General features: G+C 41.1%; 22 protein-coding genes. 7 read left to right on the top strand and 15 right to left on the bottom strand.

Going from position 1 to position 22,527, the window contains the following annotated elements:
* On the top strand, positions 1–279 hold a 279-nt coding region (locus BV214_RS16935; RefSeq protein ID WP_217868800.1), incomplete at its 5' end, for a hypothetical protein.
* On the opposite strand, the gene BV214_RS15540 is transcribed toward BV214_RS16935, so the two are convergent.
* From BV214_RS15540 to BV214_RS15525, 4 genes are all read right to left on the bottom strand, one after another.
* Positions 276–1,208: a peptidylprolyl isomerase gene (locus tag BV214_RS15540; protein WP_086478423.1), complete on the bottom strand. Its 933-nt coding sequence runs from the start codon at positions 1,206–1,208 to the stop codon at positions 276–278. The two genes, BV214_RS16935 and BV214_RS15540, sit on opposite strands and share 4 nt — an antisense overlap.
* A 141-nt stretch (positions 1,209–1,349) precedes the next feature.
* Positions 1,350–3,395, bottom strand: coding sequence for a M13 family metallopeptidase (locus BV214_RS15535; RefSeq protein WP_086478422.1), 2,046 nt, complete (start codon positions 3,393–3,395; stop codon positions 1,350–1,352).
* Between the two features lie 59 nt (positions 3,396–3,454).
* The gene (locus BV214_RS15530; protein ID WP_086478421.1) at positions 3,455–4,843 is read right to left on the bottom strand and encodes a M28 family peptidase; all 1,389 of its coding nucleotides are present in this window, start codon (positions 4,841–4,843) and stop codon (positions 3,455–3,457) included.
* The gene (locus BV214_RS15525) at positions 4,840–5,718 is read right to left on the bottom strand and encodes a PPK2 family polyphosphate kinase (RefSeq protein WP_086478420.1); all 879 of its coding nucleotides are present in this window, start codon (positions 5,716–5,718) and stop codon (positions 4,840–4,842) included. Before BV214_RS15525 ends, BV214_RS15530 begins: the two co-directional genes overlap by 4 nt.
* Before the next feature lie 483 nt (positions 5,719–6,201).
* On the opposite strand from BV214_RS15525, the gene BV214_RS15520 reads away from it, so the two are divergent.
* Positions 6,202–6,924 carry a hypothetical protein gene (locus BV214_RS15520; RefSeq protein ID WP_086478419.1) on the top strand — a complete coding sequence of 241 codons (723 nt, stop codon included), beginning with the start codon at positions 6,202–6,204 and terminating at the stop codon, positions 6,922–6,924.
* Between the two features lie 100 nt (positions 6,925–7,024).
* Here the strand turns inward: BV214_RS15520 and BV214_RS15515 are convergent, their stop codons facing one another.
* The 9 genes from BV214_RS15515 to BV214_RS15475 all read right to left on the bottom strand — a co-directional run bounded on the left by BV214_RS15515 (position 7,025) and on the right by BV214_RS15475 (position 15,742).
* Complete coding sequence (locus BV214_RS15515) at positions 7,025–8,188, bottom strand: sigma-54-dependent transcriptional regulator (protein ID WP_086478418.1); 1,164 nt, start codon at positions 8,186–8,188, stop codon at positions 7,025–7,027.
* A 9-nt stretch (positions 8,189–8,197) separates the two neighbouring features.
* Positions 8,198–9,076 carry a DUF6268 family outer membrane beta-barrel protein gene (locus BV214_RS15510; RefSeq protein ID WP_140157777.1) on the bottom strand — a complete coding sequence of 293 codons (879 nt, stop codon included), beginning with the start codon at positions 9,074–9,076 and terminating at the stop codon, positions 8,198–8,200.
* A gap of 47 nt (positions 9,077–9,123) precedes the next feature.
* The gene (locus BV214_RS15505) at positions 9,124–10,461 is read right to left on the bottom strand and encodes an ABC transporter permease (protein ID WP_086478416.1); all 1,338 of its coding nucleotides are present in this window, start codon (positions 10,459–10,461) and stop codon (positions 9,124–9,126) included.
* Positions 10,458–11,390, bottom strand: coding sequence for an ABC transporter ATP-binding protein (locus BV214_RS15500; RefSeq protein WP_086478415.1), 933 nt, complete (start codon positions 11,388–11,390; stop codon positions 10,458–10,460). Before BV214_RS15500 ends, BV214_RS15505 begins: the two co-directional genes overlap by 4 nt.
* A 239-nt stretch (positions 11,391–11,629) precedes the next feature.
* A complete protein-coding gene (gene dnaJ, locus BV214_RS15495; protein ID WP_086478414.1) occupies positions 11,630–12,751 on the bottom strand; it encodes a molecular chaperone DnaJ in 1,122 nt (373 codons plus the stop codon).
* A gap of 9 nt (positions 12,752–12,760) precedes the next feature.
* A complete protein-coding gene (locus BV214_RS15490; protein ID WP_086478413.1) occupies positions 12,761–13,351 on the bottom strand; it encodes a nucleotide exchange factor GrpE in 591 nt (196 codons plus the stop codon).
* A 139-nt stretch (positions 13,352–13,490) separates the two neighbouring features.
* Positions 13,491–14,450, bottom strand: a complete 960-nt coding sequence (locus BV214_RS15485; RefSeq protein WP_086478412.1) for a TIGR01777 family oxidoreductase — start codon at positions 14,448–14,450, stop codon at positions 13,491–13,493.
* Positions 14,451–14,571: 121 nt separating this feature from the next.
* Positions 14,572–15,237: a tRNA (5-methylaminomethyl-2-thiouridine)(34)-methyltransferase MnmD gene (gene mnmD, locus BV214_RS15480; RefSeq protein ID WP_086478411.1), complete on the bottom strand. Its 666-nt coding sequence runs from the start codon at positions 15,235–15,237 to the stop codon at positions 14,572–14,574.
* Position 15,238: 1 nt separating this feature from the next.
* The gene (locus tag BV214_RS15475) at positions 15,239–15,742 is read right to left on the bottom strand and encodes a DUF4920 domain-containing protein (protein WP_086478410.1); all 504 of its coding nucleotides are present in this window, start codon (positions 15,740–15,742) and stop codon (positions 15,239–15,241) included.
* A gap of 106 nt (positions 15,743–15,848) precedes the next feature.
* Here BV214_RS15475 and BV214_RS15470 point away from each other — a divergent pair, with 106 nt between their 5' ends.
* Positions 15,849–16,919 carry a branched-chain amino acid aminotransferase gene (locus BV214_RS15470; RefSeq protein WP_176328536.1) on the top strand — a complete coding sequence of 357 codons (1,071 nt, stop codon included), beginning with the start codon at positions 15,849–15,851 and terminating at the stop codon, positions 16,917–16,919.
* A 126-nt stretch (positions 16,920–17,045) separates the two neighbouring features.
* Here BV214_RS15470 and BV214_RS15465 read toward each other — a convergent pair whose 3' ends face one another.
* Positions 17,046–17,441 (bottom strand): pyrophosphohydrolase domain-containing protein, encoded by a 396-nt coding sequence (locus BV214_RS15465; RefSeq protein ID WP_086478409.1) that lies wholly within the window; start codon positions 17,439–17,441, stop codon positions 17,046–17,048.
* A 687-nt stretch (positions 17,442–18,128) separates the two neighbouring features.
* Between BV214_RS15465 and crcB the strand changes: the two genes are divergently transcribed.
* The 4 genes from crcB (at position 18,129) to BV214_RS15440 (ending at position 21,821) form a co-directional block, all read left to right on the top strand.
* Positions 18,129–18,500, top strand: coding sequence for a fluoride efflux transporter CrcB (crcB, locus tag BV214_RS15455; protein WP_086478408.1), 372 nt, complete (start codon positions 18,129–18,131; stop codon positions 18,498–18,500).
* Between the two features lie 519 nt (positions 18,501–19,019).
* Complete coding sequence (locus tag BV214_RS15450) at positions 19,020–19,358, top strand: P-II family nitrogen regulator (RefSeq protein WP_086478407.1); 339 nt, start codon at positions 19,020–19,022, stop codon at positions 19,356–19,358.
* Positions 19,359–19,390: 32 nt separating this feature from the next.
* Complete coding sequence (locus BV214_RS15445; RefSeq protein ID WP_086478406.1) at positions 19,391–20,641, top strand: ammonium transporter; 1,251 nt, start codon at positions 19,391–19,393, stop codon at positions 20,639–20,641.
* Between the two features lie 112 nt (positions 20,642–20,753).
* Positions 20,754–21,821, top strand: a complete 1,068-nt coding sequence (locus BV214_RS15440) for an outer membrane beta-barrel protein (protein WP_086478405.1) — start codon at positions 20,754–20,756, stop codon at positions 21,819–21,821.
* A 54-nt stretch (positions 21,822–21,875) separates the two neighbouring features.
* On the opposite strand, the gene BV214_RS15435 is transcribed toward BV214_RS15440, so the two are convergent.
* Positions 21,876–22,517 (bottom strand): DUF1684 domain-containing protein, encoded by a 642-nt coding sequence (locus tag BV214_RS15435; protein ID WP_086478404.1) that lies wholly within the window; start codon positions 22,515–22,517, stop codon positions 21,876–21,878.
* Positions 22,518–22,527: the final 10 nt, after the last annotated feature.

Genomic DNA, 22,527 nt, shown 5'->3' with positions numbered 1-22,527 from the left:
TCACGAATAAACATAGTTGGGATGTTGCAACACCCAAAATTAAGCAAAATTCAATACAAAACACTGATTATCTGTACTTTATGTTGGGTGTTGCAAAAAAGTGACGAAGACAGGAAAAAAGGCCCTAACCAACTGTCAGGACCTTTTGTTGTATATTTAATTGCTACTCAGCTTTTTTTTTTGACGTTCAACCCCTTCGGAAAGGGAAAAACAGATTGGCTTTTTAGCCCAATAGAAAGCTGGCGTACCATTAAGGACCTCCAGCCTGTTATTGTTTAACTGATTCCCATCAGCTCTACATCAAAAATAAGGGTAGCGTTAGGAGGAATTACCCCACCGGCTCCGGCACTTCCGTAAGCCAAGTTGGAAGGGATTACAAACCTTGCCTTATCACCTACCTTTAATAGTTGGATACCTTCATCCCAGCCTGGGATAACCTGTCCTACGCCCAATTGAAAGGTAATAGGTTCTTTTCTCTTATAGGAAGAATCAAAGACCTGACCGTTTAACAAAGCACCTTCATAATGCACTGAAACGTTCTCACCACTCTCTGGTTTTGCTCCATCGCCATTTTGAATAATCTTATATCTAAGTCCACTGTCAGTTTCCTCAAAACCGGCAGCTACCTTATCCATTTCAGCGGCCATTCGCTTTTTTTCCTCGGCCAATCTTTTTTCCCTAGAGCCTTCAAAAGTTCTAAAAGCCTCTACGGCGTTCCAATTTTCCGCATCGGCCCCTACTCGCTCTATGCTTAGCTTTTCTATCTTATCACCTTGTGCAATAGTATCAACTACCTCTTGTCCTTCTACAACGTGTCCAAAAACAGTATGCTTATTGTCTAACCAAGGGGTTGCAACATGCGTAATAAAAAATTGTGTTCCATTTGTTCCTGGTCCGGCATTTGCCATGGAAAGTACTCCTGGGCCATTATGGGTAAGCTCTGGATGAAACTCATCGTCAAACTTATATCCACCGTCGCCAGTTCCAGTACCTAGAGGACATCCTCCTTGGATCATAAAATCTGGAATTACCCTATGAAACTTTAATCCGTCATAGTAGGGTTTCCCTTGCGGTTTAACACTGTTTTCCAAGTTACCTTCTGCCAAAGCCACGAAGTTCCCTACGGTGCCTGGGGTTTTATCGTGGGTAAGTTTTACCAATATCTCTCCCTTAGAGGTATTGAATCTTGCATATATTCCGTCTTGCATATCGCTGTTTTTTGTGAGGAACAAAGGTAGTATTTTGTTTTGGAGTATAAAACAATTGCTTTTTTTCAAAAGCGACCGTATTTGAAGCAACAAAAAAGGGAGCTTAAAAAGCTCCCTTTATCATTCTAATCTTATGGTTTATTACCAAATTCGCACCCGCTCCTCTGGATCCAAATACATGGGATCACCAGGCTGAATATTGAAAGCTTCGTAAAAAGCATCTATATTTTGCAAGGGTTGGGTTGCCCTATACCTACCTGGGGAATGTGGATCAGTTCTCACTTGTGTCCGTAGGGCCTCATCTCTGGAAAGGGTTCTCCAGATAGTTGCCCAAGACATAAAGAAACGTTGTTCTGGGGTAAATCCGTCAATATTTTCTGGTCTCCCATTATTCTCAAAATATTGTTGAAGTCCGTCATAGGCAGCCAACACCCCGCCAAGGTCACCAATATTTTCTCCTAGGGTGAATTTTCCATTTATAAATACACTGTCTAACACTTCAATTTTATCATACTGATCTGCAAGGGCAGCACTGCGCTCGGTAAATCTGGCCAGATCCTCCTCTGTCCACCAGTTCACCAAATTTCCATTGGCATCAAATCTAGAACCGCTATCGTCAAAGGCATGCGAAATTTCATGGCCAATTACCGCTCCAATTCCTCCATAATTCACAGCCTCATCTGCCAAATAATCATAGAATGGGGGCTGTAGTATGGCAGCAGGAAAAACTATTTCGTTGTTTAAGGGGTGAAAGTAGGCGTTCACAGTCTGTGGAGACATCCCCCATTTAGTCTTGTCTACTGGCTCTCCAATTTCCGACATGTTCTTTTCCTTTCTCCATGTTTGCACTGCCATTACATTGTCAAAATAGCCGTTGTTTTCTGTGACCTTCATGTTAGAGTAATCTTCCCACTTGTCTGGATAACCAATCTTAACCGTAAATTTATCCAATTTCTCGATGGCTTTCTGCTTGGTTTCCTCGCCCATCCAATCTAACTTATTGATTCGCACTTGAAAAGCCGAAATAACATTGGCAATCATCGCTTCCGCTTTTTCCTTGGCTTCTGGGGGAAACATTTCATCTACATATAATTGTCCCAAGGCTTCACCAATAGATCCATTTACCATGGCCAATGCCCGCTCATCAGCAGGACGCTGCTCTTTATCCCCTCTTAGATAATTACTATAAAACCCCCAACTAGTATCCTCTATGTCTGTACTCAGCATAGAAGCCGCATTATTGAACGTGCTCCAACGCACCAAGGTCTTGATATCCTCCAGGGAGTTGCTTTGTAAAAACTGGTTAAGTTCCTTTGTGTATTTTGGCTGGGTCACAAGAAGGGTGTCTACTGGCTTGTTTATCCCCAAATCCGCTATAAATTTCTTAATATCCAAAGCGGGAATCAAAGCTTGGGTCTCTGCTATTGTTTTGGGATTGTTAAAGTTTCTAGCATCCCTGCTTTCCACCTTATCTAGGCGTGGCTTCGCCAGGGCAGTTTCCATGGCCAATATTTTCCTTGCGGAATTTTGGGCCGATGTTTCGTCATCCCCCAAAAACTGAAGCATTTTTACCATATAATTCACATACTCTTCGCGAATTTCCTTGGATTTAGCATCTTGATCCAAATAGTAATCACGATCTGGCAGCCCCAATCTGCTTGGAGAAAAATATGCAGCGTTCATGGTGCTGTTGTTTAGATCTGCTGATGCGTACAAGCTAATAAAAGGTGCGCTGGCTGCAGGATCTTTAACCAGTAAGGTTTGTAGTTCTAACATGTTCGCAGCCTTATCTATAGCATTTAAGGTAGGCTGAAGAGGGCTTATTCCCAATTGATTACGCGAGGTGGTATCCATTTTGGAATCGAATAAGAATAAGGCTTTTGCTTGATCTGTATCGGCTCCATATTTATTGCTTTCCTTAGCTCTGGCGATAATCCCTAATACATTTTCATCGGTCGACTTCCTAAGTACGCTAAAGCCACCCCAACTAGATCGGTCATCAGGAATTTGGGTTTCCTTCATCCAAGTCCCATTTACATAATCGTAGAAGTTTGTTCTAGGACTCACTGTAGTGTCCATATTTGCCAAGATAATACCTCTTGGCTCGGGGTCATTTTTGGGAGCGTTCTCCTTACAGGAGTTCATCACCGCAAGTCCCAGTAATGCAATTACAAATTTGTTTTTCATTGAGTTGTTTTTAAAGATCGATAAAATTAAGTAAAAAGCTGATACTAGAAATAAATGTGTTAATTGTTAGGACTTTCCAGCCCATAGGAATCAAATAAATAAACTAGACTCGCCATGGCAGCGGCTCCAAGTTCCAGTTCCCGTTTATTGATATGCTCAAAAGTATCATTGTCCGAATTGTGGTGATCAAAAATGCGGTGGGTATCGGGTTTTAAGCTGGCGAACACCATATCTCCATTATTTAACAGATTTATATCCAGTTTATTACTCCCTTCCTCAAAAAGATGAATCATATACGGCAGAAATAGCTGCTTCCAACCAAGCACTTGGTTAAAATTAGCCTGATTGGCCGCTAAGGAAAATCCCCTAGGCGAAAATCCGCCTGCAGTATTTTCCAAGGCCAAAATGTGGTTTTCCTTTTTCTGCACAGCATTTTTGGCATAGGCAGTGGTTCCGCCAAGTCCATCTTGTCCATTCATAAATAAAACCACCCGAACGGTCCGCTTTGGTCGGTACCCTGTAGCTTTTAATAAACGTAACACCTCCATACTCTGCACTACTCCTGCACCATTGAAATGGGAACCATCCCCTAGATCCCAGGAGTCCAATTGTCCGCCTACCATTACAATCTCATCAGGATATGTATTTCCCTTAATTTCACCAATTACATTATAGGATTTCACATCGAGCAATATTTTACAGTTTTGCCTAAAAGAGAATTGAATTTCGGGGTTCAATTTTAAAGAGGCACTCAGTAGCTCTGCACCATTGGTACTGATGGCCGCAGCCGGAATCCTTTTCTCCATAGGAGTATCTCCATAACTCATGGCAGCCGTATGTGGGTAGTCGTCCAATCGCAGATTTAACGACCTTACAATAACCCCAACGGCCCCATACTTGCCTGCTTCCACTGCACCGGAATAGTATTGATCCACGGCTTCCTTATAGGCTTCAAAAGTATCTATAATGGTAGGATCCATGGGTTTGTTGAAAAAAACAATCTTTCCTTGTATTTTGTCTTTCCCCATGGTTTTTAAGCCTTCTATACCATGTACCTCCACCACCTTGGCCTTTATTCCGCCCAATGGAGTAGCAACAGATCCTACCAAGGCTCTAACGGGCACATTGTTGGTAAATCCGGAACTACTCTCTAAATAGGCGAATTCTGGTAAACCCCTCACCCATTTCTGCACCGTGACCGGCTGCAGCCAAACTTTATCTAACCCCATGGAATCTAAGACAGATTTGGTATAGTTCACTGCTTTTTCCGCTTGTAGAGAGCCTGGGAGTCGCGCTCCAATTTGGTTGGATAGATAGTTGAGCCAAGTATATCCCTGGCCATTAGACAGTGCCTGGTGGTAAATGTCCCTAAGCTGTTCCTTGTCTTGTTGTTGCCGCGCCTGGATAGGCATACTAATTAACAGTACTGCTAACCAAAAATATTTCATTCGCTTTCCAATTGTTTTTTATAGATTTCTAAATTGGCCTTAATTTTATCGTCAAGTTCAGGCTCTTTAATTTCTTTATATTTTGTTAATTCTTCCAATAATATAGACGCTACAATTACCCTTGCCGCCTTCTTATTATCTGCAGGGATTATAAACCAAGGAGCATGCGGTTTAGAGGTTTTATTGATTGCTTCCTCATAACAAACTTGATACTTACCCCATAAAAGACGCTCCTTTAAATCTCCAGGGGAGAATTTCCAGTTTTTTCTTTTTAGTGCCAAGCGTCTTAATAGTCGCTGCCGTTGCTCTTCCTTGGATAAATGAAGAAAGAATTTAAAGATAATGGTTCCATTTTGGGCAAGATGTCGTTCAAAGCTATTGATTTGTTCAAAGCGTGTATCCCAAAACTCTTGATCTAGGTCCGACACCTTATCAATTCCCGGAATATTTTCATTTAGGATGTATTCTGGATGCACCCGTGTTACCAATACATTCTCGTAATGAGTACGATTAAATACGCCGAATTTTCCCTTGGCTGGCAAAGCTATATAATGACGCCAAAGGTAATCGTGTTTTAACTCTAGTGCGGTAGGTACTTTAAAACTATGTACTACTACCCCGCGTGCGTTGAAATCTTTAAACACTTCCCGGATTAAACTATCCTTCCCTGCGGTATCCATGCCTTGGATACAAATGAGTACACTGTATTTAGAATGGGCATATAGGGTATCCTGAAATGCCCCTAGCATTATTCTAATCTCCTTTAATGACTTTCGAAGTTTTTTATTGGAAGTTCCAAAATCATTATAGGTTGCAATGGATTCCAGGTCTATCTTCTCGGTTACCTTATAATTGGCAGATGTTATATTTTTCATATGTTGATGGTAATTAGTTTTACGACTGTACAACCACTTCGCCTAGTTCCATTCGTATATGCAACGGGTTTTCTGTCATACTCAATTCATAAACTATAGTTAGGTCCAGAAAAAAAGGAGTAGTTACAAGGGTAAAATATAAGAAATTATAGTGATGTACTCTTTATTCCTTGTTAACAAAACGATTACCCACCTTAAATGGTGGTTCTATTAAATCTTACAACCAGGTGAATTACCCAATAACCATTTTTTGGAAGCAGCTAACTTTCCAATCAGCATCTATATCCTCCCATTAACCTTTACATAATGGTAACTTATCTACAAAATCCCAATAAAGCATGAACAACACCCACCCAAATACTAATTATTTTACGAAACATACACCATAAAACACCCCTTATCGAATAAATAAGGCATTATATTGGGGTAAGACTATATTTATGGCGTTGTTTCCCCAGATATAACCAATAATAAACCTACGGTATGAAAACTCTTTTTCACCTACTTTGTGGATTAGTCGTCCTGGTTTTTGCTTCCTTCACCACCAGCAAACCATGTGACTATGCCGGGTCTAACATGGGCTACATCCTTACACAGACCAAAAAGGCTATATCTGCCGAAGACCATAAAATGACCAAATTCTTCACCTATAGGGCCCTGAATGCCCTAGAAAAATCCAAACCCAGTTTAGCTGAATGCGGTTGTGAACAAGGGACCCAATTAATTATTGAAGGCTTAGACAATCTTAAGAATGCTACTAAGGCAAGCACTCTTGCCAGTTCTAGAATCCTGTTAAATAAGGCACTGACTAATATAGAAGACGGAACAGAATCATTGGAGCAGCACGACACCCATAACTCGCAATTCAACAGTGACCTCTTAACTTTAAATACGTCCGAATCCATAGCGAATAACAAGGTATTAAAGAAATTGAACAATACGGAATTGCAGAAAAAGATAGACCAATCCTTGAAGCGCTTTAAGGCATCTTTAAATGAAGTGGTCCAATCTGTAGATTGCGAGATGGCCTACAATTATGCTAAGTCGGTCCAAAACCTTTCCGACAAAGAACTTGCGCTACCCAGTCTCAGTGAAGGAAAACGATATTACCATCTAAAAACCAGGGAAATAGTCACCCAAGCCCTGAAAGACCTTGGGGATTGTGCCAAGCTGGCACAGAGCTCAAAGAATCAGCCTGATGATTGATTTCCGCAGTCTAGCCCGCTAAGTTAAAGTGTCGCTTACACCCCCTACAATAGCGGTATAAAGACATTCTTTTTCATTCACCTACTGCCATGGGTCCTTGCTATTTACTGGCAAACATCTTTACATTTTCCTCGGTGACTTCTTTCCCACCTAGAATAATAAGTCTTTCCACTACATTTCGCAATTCACGGATGTTTCCAGTCCAATCGTAGCTTTGCAATAGCGAAATAGCTTTTTTAGAAAATGTTTTTTCCGCTGTTCCCTGTTCCTCTGCAATTTTTTTTGCGAAATGGGATATCAGTAAGGGGATGTCTTCCCGTCTTTCATTTAAGGATGGCACTTCTATAAGTATTACCGCCAACCGATGGTAAAGGTCTTCCCTGAATCTCTTTTCGGCAATTTCTTTTTTCAAATCTTTGTTGGTTGCGGCCACTACCCTTACGTCTACTTTTATATCCTTATCCGATCCTACTCTAGAAATTTTATTTTCCTGCAGTGCCCTCAGCACTTTTGCCTGTGCAGATAGGCTCATATCCCCAATTTCATCTAGGAAAATAGTTCCTTTTTGGGCGGCTTCAAATTTTCCGGCCCTATCTTTCACAGCAGAGGTAAAAGCGCCTTTAACATGACCGAATAGCTCACTCTCAATTAACTCTGACGGAATTGCAGCACAGTTAACCTCTATCATGGGAAAGGAACTGCGTTCACTTTTTTCATGGATCCAATGGGCCACCAGTTCTTTTCCGGTACCGTTGGCTCCGGTAATAAGTACCCTGGCGTCTGTGGGAGCAACTTTCTCTAGGATCTCTTTCACCTTTTCTATCTCCTTGCTCTCCCCGATCATTTCATAGTTCTTACTTACTTTTTTCTTAAGAATCTTATTCTCCACTACAAGTTCCTTACGGTCCAAGGCATTGCGCACCGTAGTCAGGAGGCGGTTTAAATCTGGTGGTTTGGAAATATAATCAAAAGCGCCCAAGCGCATCGTATTCACTGCGGTATCTAAATCGCCGTGACCCGAAATCATAATAAACGGAATTTCGGGCTTCAACTTTTTTGCAGTTTCCAATACTTCCACCCCATCTATTTTTGGCATTTTTATGTCGCAGAGCACAAGGTCGAACTCGCCCTTTTTAATGGCCTCTAGCCCTTGTTGCCCGTTTTCAGCCTCTTCTACCGTATACTTATCATTTTCCTCCGATAGAATTTTCACCAAAACCCTTCTAATAGCGGGTTCATCTTCAATAACCAAAATTTTTGCCATCGTTGTAATTTAAATTCCTATTCTAAAACCAGTCCTAAAATAAAAACTTGGCTCGTCATTCAAAGTAAAAATATCATTTCTTTCTTTATCCCTTAGCACACCATCCTGAAATAGGGTATGTCCAAAATAGCCATAAAGGAACATATTTTTTGCCAAGGTATATTGGTACCCCAAGGTTACCAAGGCTGCAGAACTGGAAATAGAGGAGCCTAGCCCAGAATCTGAACTGATCACCGAACTCTGGAGGTTTACATAATAACCATCTAAAATAAATTCTGTCTGCAACATATGGTTTTCACCTAAGTGATATTTCATTCCACTTTTTGGCGCCCCTACCACATAGGTCCAATTGGGATGAAACCGCTTTTCAAAATATATAACAGGTAGTGGTATCCTTAGGGCAACGGTAGAATTGTACGCTATTCCCAATACCAAGCGTGTTGGTTTGTCGGCCAAGGGCCTATCCATAATAGCCCCCACAGTTGCGTTTATAGAAACATCTCCCTTTTCCAACGGCTGTACAAGGGTAGAGGCGATACGAGGAGTAAGGACCCCCACAAAACGCCAATCTGATCGAAACTGATAGATATAGGCCATATTTATGTCCATCACATGAAAATTATTCAGAATTTGGTCGTTATAGGGCTCACCCCTCATTAAATCGAACGTAATCCTATTGTATTCCGCTCCCACAATAATATTATCTTCCTCTCCTACCTTTATGGGTAGGTTAGCTACGAGTTTTATTCTAGATAGCTTGGCGTCCGCATTATTTCTGGGCATCAACATATACTCCAACCTAAATATATCTGGAGTCTGTGCCATTGCCATTTGGCTAATTATGCCCATTGCAAGGATAGCAACTATCCTTATCGATCTTTTATTCATTTTTGTAGTAGTGTAAAAAACTGGAAGAAATCTGGTGTCAATCCATTTTAGTATTTCAGCCATTTAAACAATTCCTTATAGGAAGGCTTTTTCCCGTACATAAGAATACCTACCCTATAAATTTTTGCGGCCACCCACACAATGCCAATAAAGGTAACAATAAGCAAGGCAATGGACACCAATAACTCCCAAAGGGGAACTCCGCCTTCTCCAATGCCACCAGGAAGACGCATAAGCATCACAATGGGGGACGTAAGTGGAAATAAGGAAAACCCTACTGCGATAGGACCATGCGGATTATTAAATACGGAAAAGAACCCCACATAGATTGCCAGCATCAAGGGCATAATTATAGGAAATATAAACTGCTGTGTATCGGTCTCATTGTCTACCGCTGCCCCTATTGCAGCATATATGGAGCTATAGATTAAATACCCCAGGATAAAATAAATCATGAAAAAGGTGATCAGCAAAACCCATGGAATCCTAAGAAGCTCATTGGCGTACAATTGCATCGTAGTATCCGAATTGGCCATAGATGCTGCTCCACCTATGAGTCCGGGGGTATTTTCTGTTCCTGCGTTCAGCGCCGCAAGATCAATCCCAAAAATCAAGGTAAGAATTCCCAACAACAAGCTGGCAGAAATAATCCAAATTATAAACTGGGTGATACCCGCCAAGGAAGTTCCTATAATTTTACCCAACATCAATTGAAATGGCTTAACAGAAGATATAATAACCTCTACTATTCTACTCGTCTTCTCTTCGATGACGCTTCGCATTACAAACCCACCGTATATGATGATAAACATCATGATTAGGTATCCAAATCCTCCCCCGATAAAAGCTTTAATCTCATTGATTCCTTTTAGGTTTCGTTCTCCGGAAAAGGTGGCGGTATTAATTTCGAATTGCAGCTCCAATCGCTTAAAATCTGAGGCCGAAACCCCCAGTTCCTGTAGCCTTTCCATGCGCAGTCTATTTTCAAAAACCGACTCCAGACTAGATACTACGGAAGATCCCGGAGCATCTTTGGTGAAAAACACGGCTTGCTCTGCTACCTGTTCTACGTCTGGATGATCTGGGAGGTATAATAGTCCGTACAAACCCATTTTAACAATAGAATCCTTTGCGGCCTCCAGTTCCACATTTCTAAAAGAAACATAGGAGGTATGGTCTGTACCTTGAAAGTCGTTGGAGAAATACCCACTTTCGTTCAATATCCCGATAACCCGTGTTTCATTGTCATTCACCTTGGCAAGATACACGATCAGGGCTACCATGGCTACCATAAGAATAGGACTCAAGAAGGTCATTACCACAAAGGATTTATTCCGCACCTTGGCCAAATATTCTCGTTTTATAATGAGTGCTAACTTACTCATGACACCTGTTGATTTTGGACTGTTCTTATAAATATATCATTTGCCGAAGGAATGGTTTCCGTAAAATTATTCACATTCGCCTTCCCAGAAACATGGGTTAAAAAGGCTCCTGTATCCCCCGAAGGCAGTTGTACGGTAAAATTTAATTGCTGCCCGTTATCCACATATTCAAAGGACAGTATCCGAAACTTCTCTTGAAGCTCTTCTAAGACCCCATTGGCATGCGGCACCCCCAAGCCTACCTGAAAAACATTGTTTTTATAGGCATTCTTTATATCGCTTAGCTTTCCATCCAACAATTTTTCCGATTTATGGATTAACGCGATATACTCGCACAGTTCCTCTACAGACTCCATCCGGTGGGTTGAGAATATAATAGAAGTACCATTTTCTTTTAGGCGTAGAATCTCATCTTTGATAAGGTTGGCATTAATAGGATCGAATCCACTGAAGGGCTCATCAAAAATAAGGAGTTTGGGTTGGTGAAGTACGGTAACTATAAATTGGATCTTTTGGGCCATCCCTTTGGAGAGCTCTTGTATTTTTTTGTTCCACCAATCCCCAATATCCAACCGCTTAAACCAATAGTCTAATTTAGCCTTAGCCTCTGTTTTGGACATTCCTTTCAATTGAGCCAGATAGAGGGCCTGTTCTCCCACCTTCATACTTTTATAAAGACCTCTTTCTTCTGGCAAATAGCCAATCATGGCAATGTGTTTTGCCTCCAAGGGTTGGCCATCAAATAGTATGGTGCCTTGATCTGGATAGGTAATTTGATTGATTATTCGGATAAGGGTAGTCTTTCCTGCCCCATTGGGTCCCAATAAGCCATAGATGCTATTCCTAGGAATTTCCAATGATAGGTTGTTGAGTGCCAAATGATCACCATACCTTTTGGTAACCTTATCAGCGATCAAAATATTGTTCATTTTCACAATTTCCTCAAAGATATATAATTGCCACAGAAGAGGGTGGTAGGAAAATTATAAAATCTCTTTTCCCTGGTATTTTTTGGAACAATTAATACAGGGCGGGGTAAGATTAGCAGTGGCCAAAAAAAACAAAACCCACCCTTAACGAATCAAGGATGGGAAAAAAATTGCTATGAAAAAGAAGATATTGGTTACCCAACATCTTCTCAAATATACATTTTTATTTTAAATCCCCTTTAAGAAAACATATCCTTTACTTTTTCAAAAAAGGATTTATCCGATCTTGCAGGGTTAGGCACAAAATTCTCGTGTTCTTGCATACGCTCAAAAAACTCCCTTTGCTCCTTATTAAGTTCTTGGGGGGTCCACACATTTACGTGTACCAAAAGATCCCCACTTCCATAACCATTAAGGCTAGAAATACCTTTACCACGCAATCTTAGGATTTTACCTGACTGGATACCAGCCTCCAATTTTATCCTAACCTTACCGCCTACGGTATCTATTTCCTTAGAGGTACCTAATACCGCGTCCGAATAACTAATATACAGGTCGTAGTGTAGGTTATCCCCTTCCCTTTTTAGGGTTTCGTGCTCTTCTGTTTCAATAGCTACCAAAAGATCACCTGGGATACCATCCCCTGGGGCCTCGTTTCCTTTATTGGGAACTTTTAGCTGCATACCGTCCTCAACTCCCGCAGGAATATTGATACTTACGGTTTCCTCGGAAATTTTTAATCCGTGGGCATCCGCATCACTAGGTCGCTTATCGATGATTTGTCCGCTACCACCACAAGCGCTGCAGGTGGCTGCCGTTTGCATCCTTCCCAAAATAGTATTGGTAATTTTGGTTACCTGCCCTCTACCTCCACAGGTATCACAGGTTTTATAGGTTACCCCTTCGGCTTGGACTTTACGTTTTACTTTTACTGTTTTTTCTACGCCATTGGCAATTTCCTCTAAGGTAAGTTTAACTCGTATTCTTAAGTTGCTCCCCTTAACTCTTCTTTGGCCACCGCCTCCGAAACCGGAAAAACCGCTAAAGCCACCGCCGCCAAAAGCACCTCCGAAAATATCACCGAACTGACTGAAAATGTCGTCCATGTTCATTCCGCCGCCACCGAATCCGCCGCCGCCTTCAAAGGCTGCATGACCATATTGGTCGTAACGTGCCTTCTTATTAGGGTCACTGAGTACCTCATAAGCTTCGGCCGCTTTTTTAAACATATCCTCCGCCTTGGAATCCCCCGGATTCTTATCTGGGTGATACTTAATGGCTTTTTTACGATATGCTTTTTTTATTTCAGCTGCGCTGGCATTTTTTCCAATGCCTAAAATGTCATAATAATCCTCCTTCATACTCTATTTTTAGTTTCCTACGACCACTTTTGGATGACGAATGATTTTATCGCCCAATTGGTAACCCTTTTGGACCACGTCTATAATTTTTCCCTTTAATTTTTTCTCTGGGGCGGGTATTTGTGTTACAGCATCATGTATTTCAGCATCAAAAGCATCCCCTTCCTTCACCTCAACATTCAAAAGCCCTTTGCTCTTAAGTGTTTCCACCAATTTGTTATTGATGAGTTCTACACCTTTAAACATCGCTTCATCCCCAGATTTGGAAATTTCCGCCATGGCTCTGTCAAAATCGTCCAAAACCGGCAATAATGACAAAATCACCTCTTGTCCGGCCGTTTTAAACAATTCCATTCTTTCTTTGGAGGTACGTCTTTTATAGTTTTCGAACTCCGCAAACAAACGTAGAAACTTATCTTTTTCCTTGTCTAGGTCCTCCTGTAGCTTTTCTTCCAAACTAATCTCTTCCTTTAACTCCTCTTCCTTTAACTCCTCTTCCGAGGCAGTTTCCTGGGTAGCGGTTTCTTGATCTATATCCTTCTGACCCTCATTTTTTAGGATCTCATCCTCCATCTCTTCTGTTTTATTTTCCTTGCTCATTTAAAATACATTTAGATACTTCCGATTTCAATTGGCAAAAGTACTGCCAAATCTTTTAAAATGTCATATTGTCATATAAGTTTTCAAAAAAAACATCCGCACAATGCGGATGCAAACCTATCGTCTAATTTTATTGGAGCTATGAAACATATTCTTCCCGATAGGTAGAACCAGAACCACAATTTCGTTCCTTTTTATAAATCTCCCCCAAAGCGGTGCAGATATTGGTGTAGGTAAAATTAAATCCGGTATTTTCTATTTTTTTACTACTTACCCGCTGACTCGCAAAAAGCAAATAAGACATTTCCCCCAAAGCCAACTGCAGGGCTACTTTGGGTATATTGGGTAAGAACAACGGTTTTTCCAGTGCTTTGGCAATCTCTCTAGTAAGTTTGGCATTGCTCACAGGATTGGGCCCCACCCCATTATAAACACCGGTAAGCCCTAATTCCAATATATGAAGGAATATGCCTGCCAGGTCCTTTATATGAATCCAAGATTGCCACTGTTTTCCAGAACCGATCGGTGCCCCCAAATAATACTGTATAGGCTTTGCCATTTTAGGTAAGGCACCCCCTTTACCAGACAATACCAATCCGATCCTTACTTTGGCGACCCTGATATTAAATTTTTCAAACTTATCAACCTCCTGCTCCCATAAGCTTACCACCTCACCCAAAAAACTATCATCTACCGCTGTATCATCTTCTCTGTAGTAGTTAGACGGGGAGTCTGGATAGATCCCCATAGCAGATGCCGATACAATACTATCTATATCGTGATCTTTGAGTTTTTGGAGTGCCTCTGCCAAGGTTTTTAGGGCATCTAGCCTACTTGAGAGTATTTTTTTCTTATTGCTTTTTGTCCACCGTTGTGCGATACTTGCTCCTGCAAGATTCACTATGGCACTTACCCCCTCAAAGCAATTACTGTCTATTTCATTTTCGGCCGGATTCCAATAAAAACCTTTATAGCCCTCTTTAGAAACAATTTTTTCCCTGCTGGTAGTCAGGTAATTCACCGCAATACCCTGTTCCTTACACAACTCAGTAATTGCTGTACCCACCAAACCAGTAGCACCTGTAATTAAAATTCTCATAGCCTATTTCTAAACTTTGGGATAAAGGTATAGGTTTTTGGGCACGACGGGGGTCTATTTAGTGTAGGTTTAACAATCCAACCCCTTAATTCCTAAAGGTTTCCAATAAACAGAACCAATACTACCCTTCTTTTTTAGCGCGCAGCATCTCCCTTTTTCCTGGAGGACCAGGGAGTCTTTCCACGGCAAATCCCACTGAAAGCATGGCCCGCCTTACCGCGCCCTTCGCGGCATAGGTAACCAACACCCCATTAGGTTTTAAGGCCTTGAACATTATTTGAAAAATCTCTTCTGTCCACAGTTCTGGTTGCACCCTAGCCCCAAAGGCATCAAAATAGATTAAATCAAATTTTTCAGAATCGGTGATATCCTTAAAATCTGCCTGATGTTTTAAAAGGGCGAAGTTATCCCCAATCTTATCTGGAGTGCCCCAAGGAATTTGATGTATTTTTAAAAATTGAGGGTTGTACTCCTCAGCGTTCAAGGCGGCACTATAATCCAACTGCGCCAACTCTTCCTCCTTAACGGGATAGGCCTCTACCCCTGTATAATCTATTTTGAGACCGTACTTTTTCGCTTCCAGAAAGGTAATAAAGGCATTTAGTCCGGTACCTAGACCAATTTCCAATATTGCCAGCTCCCGGTCTTTAAAGAGCGCGAGCCCATTCTTTATAAAAACATGATAGGCCTCTTGTATGGCCCCATGTGTAGAGTGATACTGCTCATTCCAGTCCTCTATTTGAATGGTTTTAGAACCATCTGCTGTTGTTATGATTTTTCTTTTCACCCTATTTTTTTAACAATACTCCATCTGCCTCAAAGGAAAAGGTTTTTTTGGGATCTACAATAGCCGCAATCTCCTCTTCCGTCTTACCACCATCCTCGGCAAAATGTCGTTGGTCTTCCACACCCATCTCCTCTACAAATGCCAAACCGTTCACTACCACTTCTTTACCAACAATGTCTTTGGGCATAAAAAAGCCATAATCCTTAAATTTTACCATCACCTCCTTTTCTTGCCCCAGTTGCAATTTCATCCAACAGCCTTTGGACTTGCACACCTCGGTTACCTTGGCTGTAAATCTGGTAGCCGTAGTGTCTGTCACCGCCATTTCCTGATATTTGGTCAACATTTCATTTGCATCATAGGCATCATTCCCATCCATGAGCGCCCCAAAGGCCTCAAAATTTTCTGTTTCTATGCTTGCTGTTTGCTCCTCAGCGGTTTTCTCCTGCTGTTTACATCCAAAAAAGACCGAAAAAACTATGATTAAAATGTTAAAATATTTCATTATCGTCAGTTTTTAAAACCTCATTACAAAATTGGTTATTTTTAGTTGATAAACGAAGCAACAAAGCTGTTTATTGTTTAATTTTATTCCTTTAAATAAAATTGCTATGCAAACTATTTCAGATACAATAACCGTAGAGAAAGTAAAAACTTCCAAGATTGAAAATGTAGATTTTAATAATTTGGAATTCGGGAAGGTGCTAACCGATCATATGATGGTATGCGATTTCAAAAATGGATCATGGGAAACCCCAAAAATTGTTCCTTACGGACCGATTAGCTTGGATCCCTCGGCCAAAATCTTTCATTATGGGCAATCTGTTTTTGAGGGTATGAAGGCCTACAAGGATTCCGATGGGAAGGTATGGTTGTTCCGACCTTTGGAAAATCAAAAACGAATCAATATTTCATCCAAGCGTCTTGCCATTCCAGAAATTCCAGAAGCGTACTTTATGGAGGGATTGAAAGCCCTTTTAAAAGTAGATCACCAATGGATTCCTACCGCAGAGGGCAGCTCCTTATATATTAGACCCTTTGTTTTTGCATCGGGCAAAGGATTCCATGCATCCCCAGCAGATGAATACAAGTTCATTATCGCTTGCGCCCCCGCTGGTTCTTATTTTGCTGGTAAGGTAAAAGTATTAATCGAGGAAAAGTATTCTAGATCCGCCAATGGCGGGGTTGGTTTTGCCAAGGCAGGTGGTAACTATGCCGGTCAATTTTACCCAACCCAACTAGCAGTAGATAAAGGTTATAACCAAGTAATTTGGACGGACGATAATACTCACGAGTATATAGAGGAGGCGGGTGCCATGAACATTTTCATCAGAATTAACGACACCTTGATTACGAGTCCGACTAGCGATCGAATCTTAGACGGAATCACAAGAAAAAGCCTTATTGAAATTGCCAAAGATGAAAATATTGAGGTAGCGGTTAGGCCAATTACGGTGAAGGAGGTTATAGAGGCATCCAAGAATGGAAGCTTAAAAGAAATGTTTGGAGCCGGTACTGCCGCGGTGATTTCCCCCATATCTACCTTTGGATACCAAGACCAAGACTACGATTTACCTAGCTTGGAGAACAGCTACGCTACTATTCTTAAGAAGAGAATAACGGATATCCAATACAACAAGGCGGAAGATAAATTTGGCTGGAGATACCCTGTTCAACTTTAACAGCTCTCCACCTCCCTGTTTTCCATAACAATGGAGGCTACGGACCCCTATAAAAGAAAAGAGCCACCCAGGACACATCCAATGGGTGGCTTTATTTTTTTGACTTAAACGTCTTGGAACCCCTATCTAGAATATCTTTCCCTCTAAAACTTGTGCTATATTGGGCTCCCTAAATTGAGGACCTTTCAACACTTTCCTATCTTCCCTATAAATTGGTTTACCATCCTCCCCTAGTTTACTCATATTACTTCTCTGAATTTCGTTAAACACTTCATCAATCTTATGCTGCATGCCATGCTCCAATATGGTTCCACATAAAATATATAGCATATCTCCCAAGGCATCTGCCACCTCTACCATATCTCCCTTATTGGCAGCTTCCAAATATTCCTTATTCTCCTCCTCCATAAGCTGGAAGCGAAGTTGATTTTTTTCCGGTCCCAAATCTGCCATAAGCGTATGGGAAACACCCAGTCCAAATTTTTTATGAAACAATTTTACCGCATTTAGTTTAGCTTGCATTAATTAGCGTTTTTTAGATTAGCTTTGCATAAAAATATGCATATGTTCAGTACAGGACAATTAATTTTTGCCGCCCTTTTTTTTATTTCATTCGTCATTATAATCGTTTACACCTATAAAAAAGACAAAGCCCTGCATCAAAAGTACTACAAAGGAGCTAAGTGGGTGGGACTTTTATTCTTAGTATTTGTGTTGATTCTTTTCATTATTAAGCATTACATAAAAAATTAACACTTCCCTTGCCACTCCCATAAAAGCAAAGTATCCTACTCTATTTCAATATTTTACAGCTACTATTACAATAAATCATTTAATTTTGCGTTATATAGCTAAATCTCAGTTCAATGGTCTTTTTCTTCGGTATATTTTCCTTTCTGGTCGTGATTAACGTGCTATTGTTTTTGGTAAGCTATAACCATGCCCCCAAGAAGAACGAAAAATCCACAAAAAGCATTGCTAAATCTACCCCGATAATTACTCCGCTAACTATGGATGTAAGCTACAAGAAGGCAGTATAAGCATTGTAACCCCACTCTTTCCATCTTCTTTTATATTCTCTACTACTTGGAAAAGTATGCCGATGAAAATACTTCTTTAGAGCTAATTGAACGTTTTTTTTGCATCTATCGACCTATCGGGTCCGTCTTTTTTTAGTTACTTTGACTGTCAATTAAAACAACATTCCGGATGAAACAACTATTACTTGTGTTCTTGGGAGGTGGCACTGGCAGCATCTTACGGTATCTCATCAGCAAAGCGTTAAATAACTCCATCCCCCACTTTTATCTAGGCACTTTCCTTGTTAATGTTTTAGGATGTTTAATCATAGGATTCGCCCTTGGCCTTTCTGCAAGGAATAATTTATTGAGTCCAAATCAGGCACTCCTACTCACCACTGGATTTTGCGGAGGCTTCACTACTTTTTCTACCTTCGCCCTGGAACAGCAAACCTTCCTGAAAAATGGCGACATACTTCACTTCATCATTTACACCCTTACCAGTATTGTATTGGGAATTGGGGCAGTAACCCTTGGTTTTTGGTTGTCTAAAAGCTATTAATAAGGTATAGTTAACCTCCCTTTCTAGGCAGTATCCAGTTTACATACGAAGTGAAATTTTATTACTCAGCCGCTTCCCTGCCTGTTTCGTTCGGACTGGCATAGCATTGTTATTGGCAGTTTTCGTCCTACCCACCCTGAGTTTGCCGTGAGAAAAGGAGAAAGACCAGCTACCTATACACTTCCTTTTAAAGCACCTCAACATCATAATAGCAGTTGATATTTAGTTGTTCTTATGCACTTGCTGGCCATTTATAGAATGGATACTTCTCAACGAATACCACAAAACCTTCCACATTCCTCAAGAAAACAACTCATTCTAAAAACATTCCCTCTTCAATCACTGCAATCCCTATCAAAAACTAATACACCTACACAAAATAACCCTACTTATTTTATCACACCCCTATTATAAGTGGGGGTCATTTTCATTTTATCGCAAAAATACTCAACCACACCCCATTTAATGTAGGGGGTATTTCATTTTATTCTACTTTTAAAAAACAAAATCAAGATAATTATGAAGAAAATCGAAGCAATTATTCGGAAATCGAGGTTTGATGACGTAAAAAAAGCATTGCATCAGATCGAGGTCAATTTTTTCAGTTACTGGGATGTGACCGGAGTAGGAAACGAAAAACAGGGACATGTGTACCGAGGGATCTCCTATAGCACTACGGATATACAACGCAGGTATTTATCCATTGTGGTATCGGACGAATTTTTAGAGCGAACCATCCATACCATTTTAGAAACGGCTTATACCGGGAATGTAGGAGATGGAAAAGTATTTGTCTCGGAAATCCAAGAAGCCTATCGGATTAGGACCAAAGAGCGGGGACACGCAGGAATCAACTAAATAATTAAATAACCAAAAAAAACAACTAGAGGATGGACACAGGAATATTTACAGCAAACAATGTATGGATGATGATCTGTACGGCACTCGTATTTTTCATGCATTTAGGATTTTCACTACTGGAGATTGGGCTGACTAGACAAAAGAACACAATCAACATTTTATTTAAAAATATATTTATCATCTGCACCGGCCTGATTCTTTACTACTTTATAGGATTCAACCTGATGTACCCTGGCAGCTTCAATGGGTTTCTAGGCTTTTCGGGTTTTGGTTTAGACGCTCCCTTAATGAGCAATGGCAGTCTAGATCTAAGTTATAACGAAGGCTATACGTACTGGACAGACTTCCTCTTCCAAGGAATGTTTGCAGCCACAGCGGCTACCATTGTTTCTGGGGCAGTTGCCGAGCGGATAAAACTTGCACAATTTATGCTATTTACGGTACTCTATATCGCCTTTGTGTACCCCATAGTAGGTTCTTGGCAGTGGGGTGGTGGATTCTTATCTACTCTTGGCGGAGAGGAAGCCGGCTTTCATGATTTTGCGGGATCTACCTTAGTACATTCCGTTGGCGGATGGGCCGCATTAATGGCCATCTACTTATTAGGGCCTAGAATAGGAAAATTTGGAGAAGATGGTAAGCCTAACGCAATTCCTGGACATAATATTCCATTGGCTACAACAGGCGTTCTTATCCTATGGTTAGGCTGGTTTGGTTTTAATGGGGGCTCTGTATTGTCTGCAGACCCAAGCAGTACTTCCATAGTTTTGGTCACCACGTGTCTGGCTGGTGCCGCAGGTGGAATAGGTGCTTTTATCCTCTATTATATTCGCTATAAGAATTACGACCTCACCATGATGCTCAACGGAATTTTAGGGGGATTAGTAGGCATTACCGCTGGGGCAGACCTTATGTCGCCCTCCCAGGCTATCCTAATTGGTTTCGTTGCAGGATGCATTATTGTATTTGCAGTGGCTTTGGTAGACCGCCTAAGACTGGACGACCCAGTTGGAGCCGTTGCAGTTCATCTAATTTGCGGAATTTGGGGAACCCTAGCAGTTGGGTTAATGGGAGCCAAGGCGGGCTTCAACCAATTTTTCTATCAGCTTGCAGGCGTAGTCATCATTGGCTTGTTCTGCTCTGCCATGGCGTTTGTGATGCTGACTATCATAAAAAGAGTATGGGGCATAAGAGTTTCCAAGGTAGAGGAAATGGAAGGCTTGGACAGCCACGAACACGGCATGGATGCCTATGCAGATTTTAATCTAAACCGGCATTAACAGAAGATCTAAAAATAAAACGGAGCGTTTTGCAGAACGCTCCGTCAATAATCTTTCCATTTAAAACATCAATAAATTTAATCATCCGTCGCAGGATATAAACCATTGAATTATGAAAATAATTATCAAGACAAAGTACGTAAAACATTTGCTATTTTCCATAGCATCGCTCCTTTCCTTGCTTACATTTTCACAGGAAAAGGAAGCTGATTCCAAAAAATTCTCGCTTTCTGGAAGTGTGGATGCTTACTACCGAGTAAACCTAAACGGGGACAACGGATCTAACACCACTTCCAATCTCCCCCATGCCGCGCCTGGAAGCTCTTTTGCCAATTTGCCTGGTTTTTCCCTAGGAATGGCCAATGTGATAGCCACCTACGAAGGACAGAAAGTGGGCTTTGTTGGCGATTTGGTTTTTGGCCCTAGGGGCACGGATGCCATTTTTGCCTCTCCCCTCTACTCGGCCACTGGAAACATTGTAAACCAACTATACGTTTATTGGAAAGTACATGAATCTGTAAAATTAACTTTTGGAAATTTCAATACCTTTTTGGGGTATGAGGTAATTTCTCCCACCGGAAATTATCAATACAGTACTTCCTATCTATTTTCTTACGGTCCCTTCTCCCATACAGGTCTTAAGGTAGATTTTGCTCTTTCCTCAGATTTCACCCTAATGCTAGCGGTTATGAATCCCACTGATGCCACCGAATTAAACCCAACAGGAAAATATGCCTTTGGTGCCCAATTGGGGTATAAAGGACAATTTTTAAATATACTTACCGATGACGGGGCCTTTGAAATTGACTTCACAGGCGGATTTAACCTTACGGAGGAATTTTACCTGGGCGTAAACGCCGCCGTTTTTGAAAAGGACGACTTAGGCTTTGCAGGAGTAGCACTATACCCTCAATACACCATTGATGAGCAATTCTCCCTAGGATTAAGAGGTGAATATTTCGCGGAAAGGGGTAATTATGGCGCCATAGGAACAGAAACAGCAGACTCCGATGTACTGGCGATGACCCTAACCGCTAACGTTAAGTTGGGAAATTTAACCCTTATACCAGAATTAAGACTGGACAGTTCTTCCGAGGCATCCTTTAACTTCTTGGATGAAGACTTATTACCTCAAAAAAGCCTATCCTCTTTTGTACTTGCAGCAGTCTATGCTTTTTAGACCAAAAAAGTAATAAGGGCCCATCGTATGGTTGATGGGCCCTTATTTTTCATCTTATTTATTAAAAGCTTTCACCCCAGCCCTAATATGCGTATCCAATCTATTTTGTTTAGGCACCAAGGGACAGGAATATTTAGCATTATAGGCACAGTAAGGATTATAGGCCTTATTGAAGTCTAATAGAATGGTATCTCCCTCCGGGATGGACAAGTCCAAGTACCTACCACCCTCATAGGTTTCCTCCCCATTGGTAAGGTCGGAAAATGGCAGGAAGAGATAATCCTTATAATTGGCTTGTTGAATTAGTTCTGTGTTTTGATAAACCTCCAACTCGTGCTCCTTACCATTTAGCTCAAAACTAATTTTTGCATATACCACCTCCTCGGTTTTATCACCGGTATTGGTAGGCATCAGGAACGGTAAGGCTTCGGGTGTCCTAGTGAATTTTGCCTTGACCTGGTAAGTGCTGTCCGGTGCAAAAAAGTCCAACCCCTCAAAATCCTTTCTAAAACGATCGGGCAAGGGGGATGTTTCTGGATCTCTAAAGGTGGCGTTCAGATTCTGCTGAAATCTAACGACATCTGCCCATTCTCCAGCATTGGCGATCAATTCATTTACAGCTTGCTCATCATGATATCTTTTGTTTTGTTTACATCCCAAAACCAATACCAACAAAATCAAACTAACTCTCCACATATCTCCGTTT

It is taken from the genome of Arenibacter amylolyticus (assembly GCF_002150785.1).
Classification (GTDB): domain Bacteria; phylum Bacteroidota; class Bacteroidia; order Flavobacteriales; family Flavobacteriaceae; genus Arenibacter; species Arenibacter amylolyticus.
The sequence above is the reverse complement of the archived record's forward strand: the minus strand, read 5'-3'. Positions and strand labels throughout refer to the sequence as shown.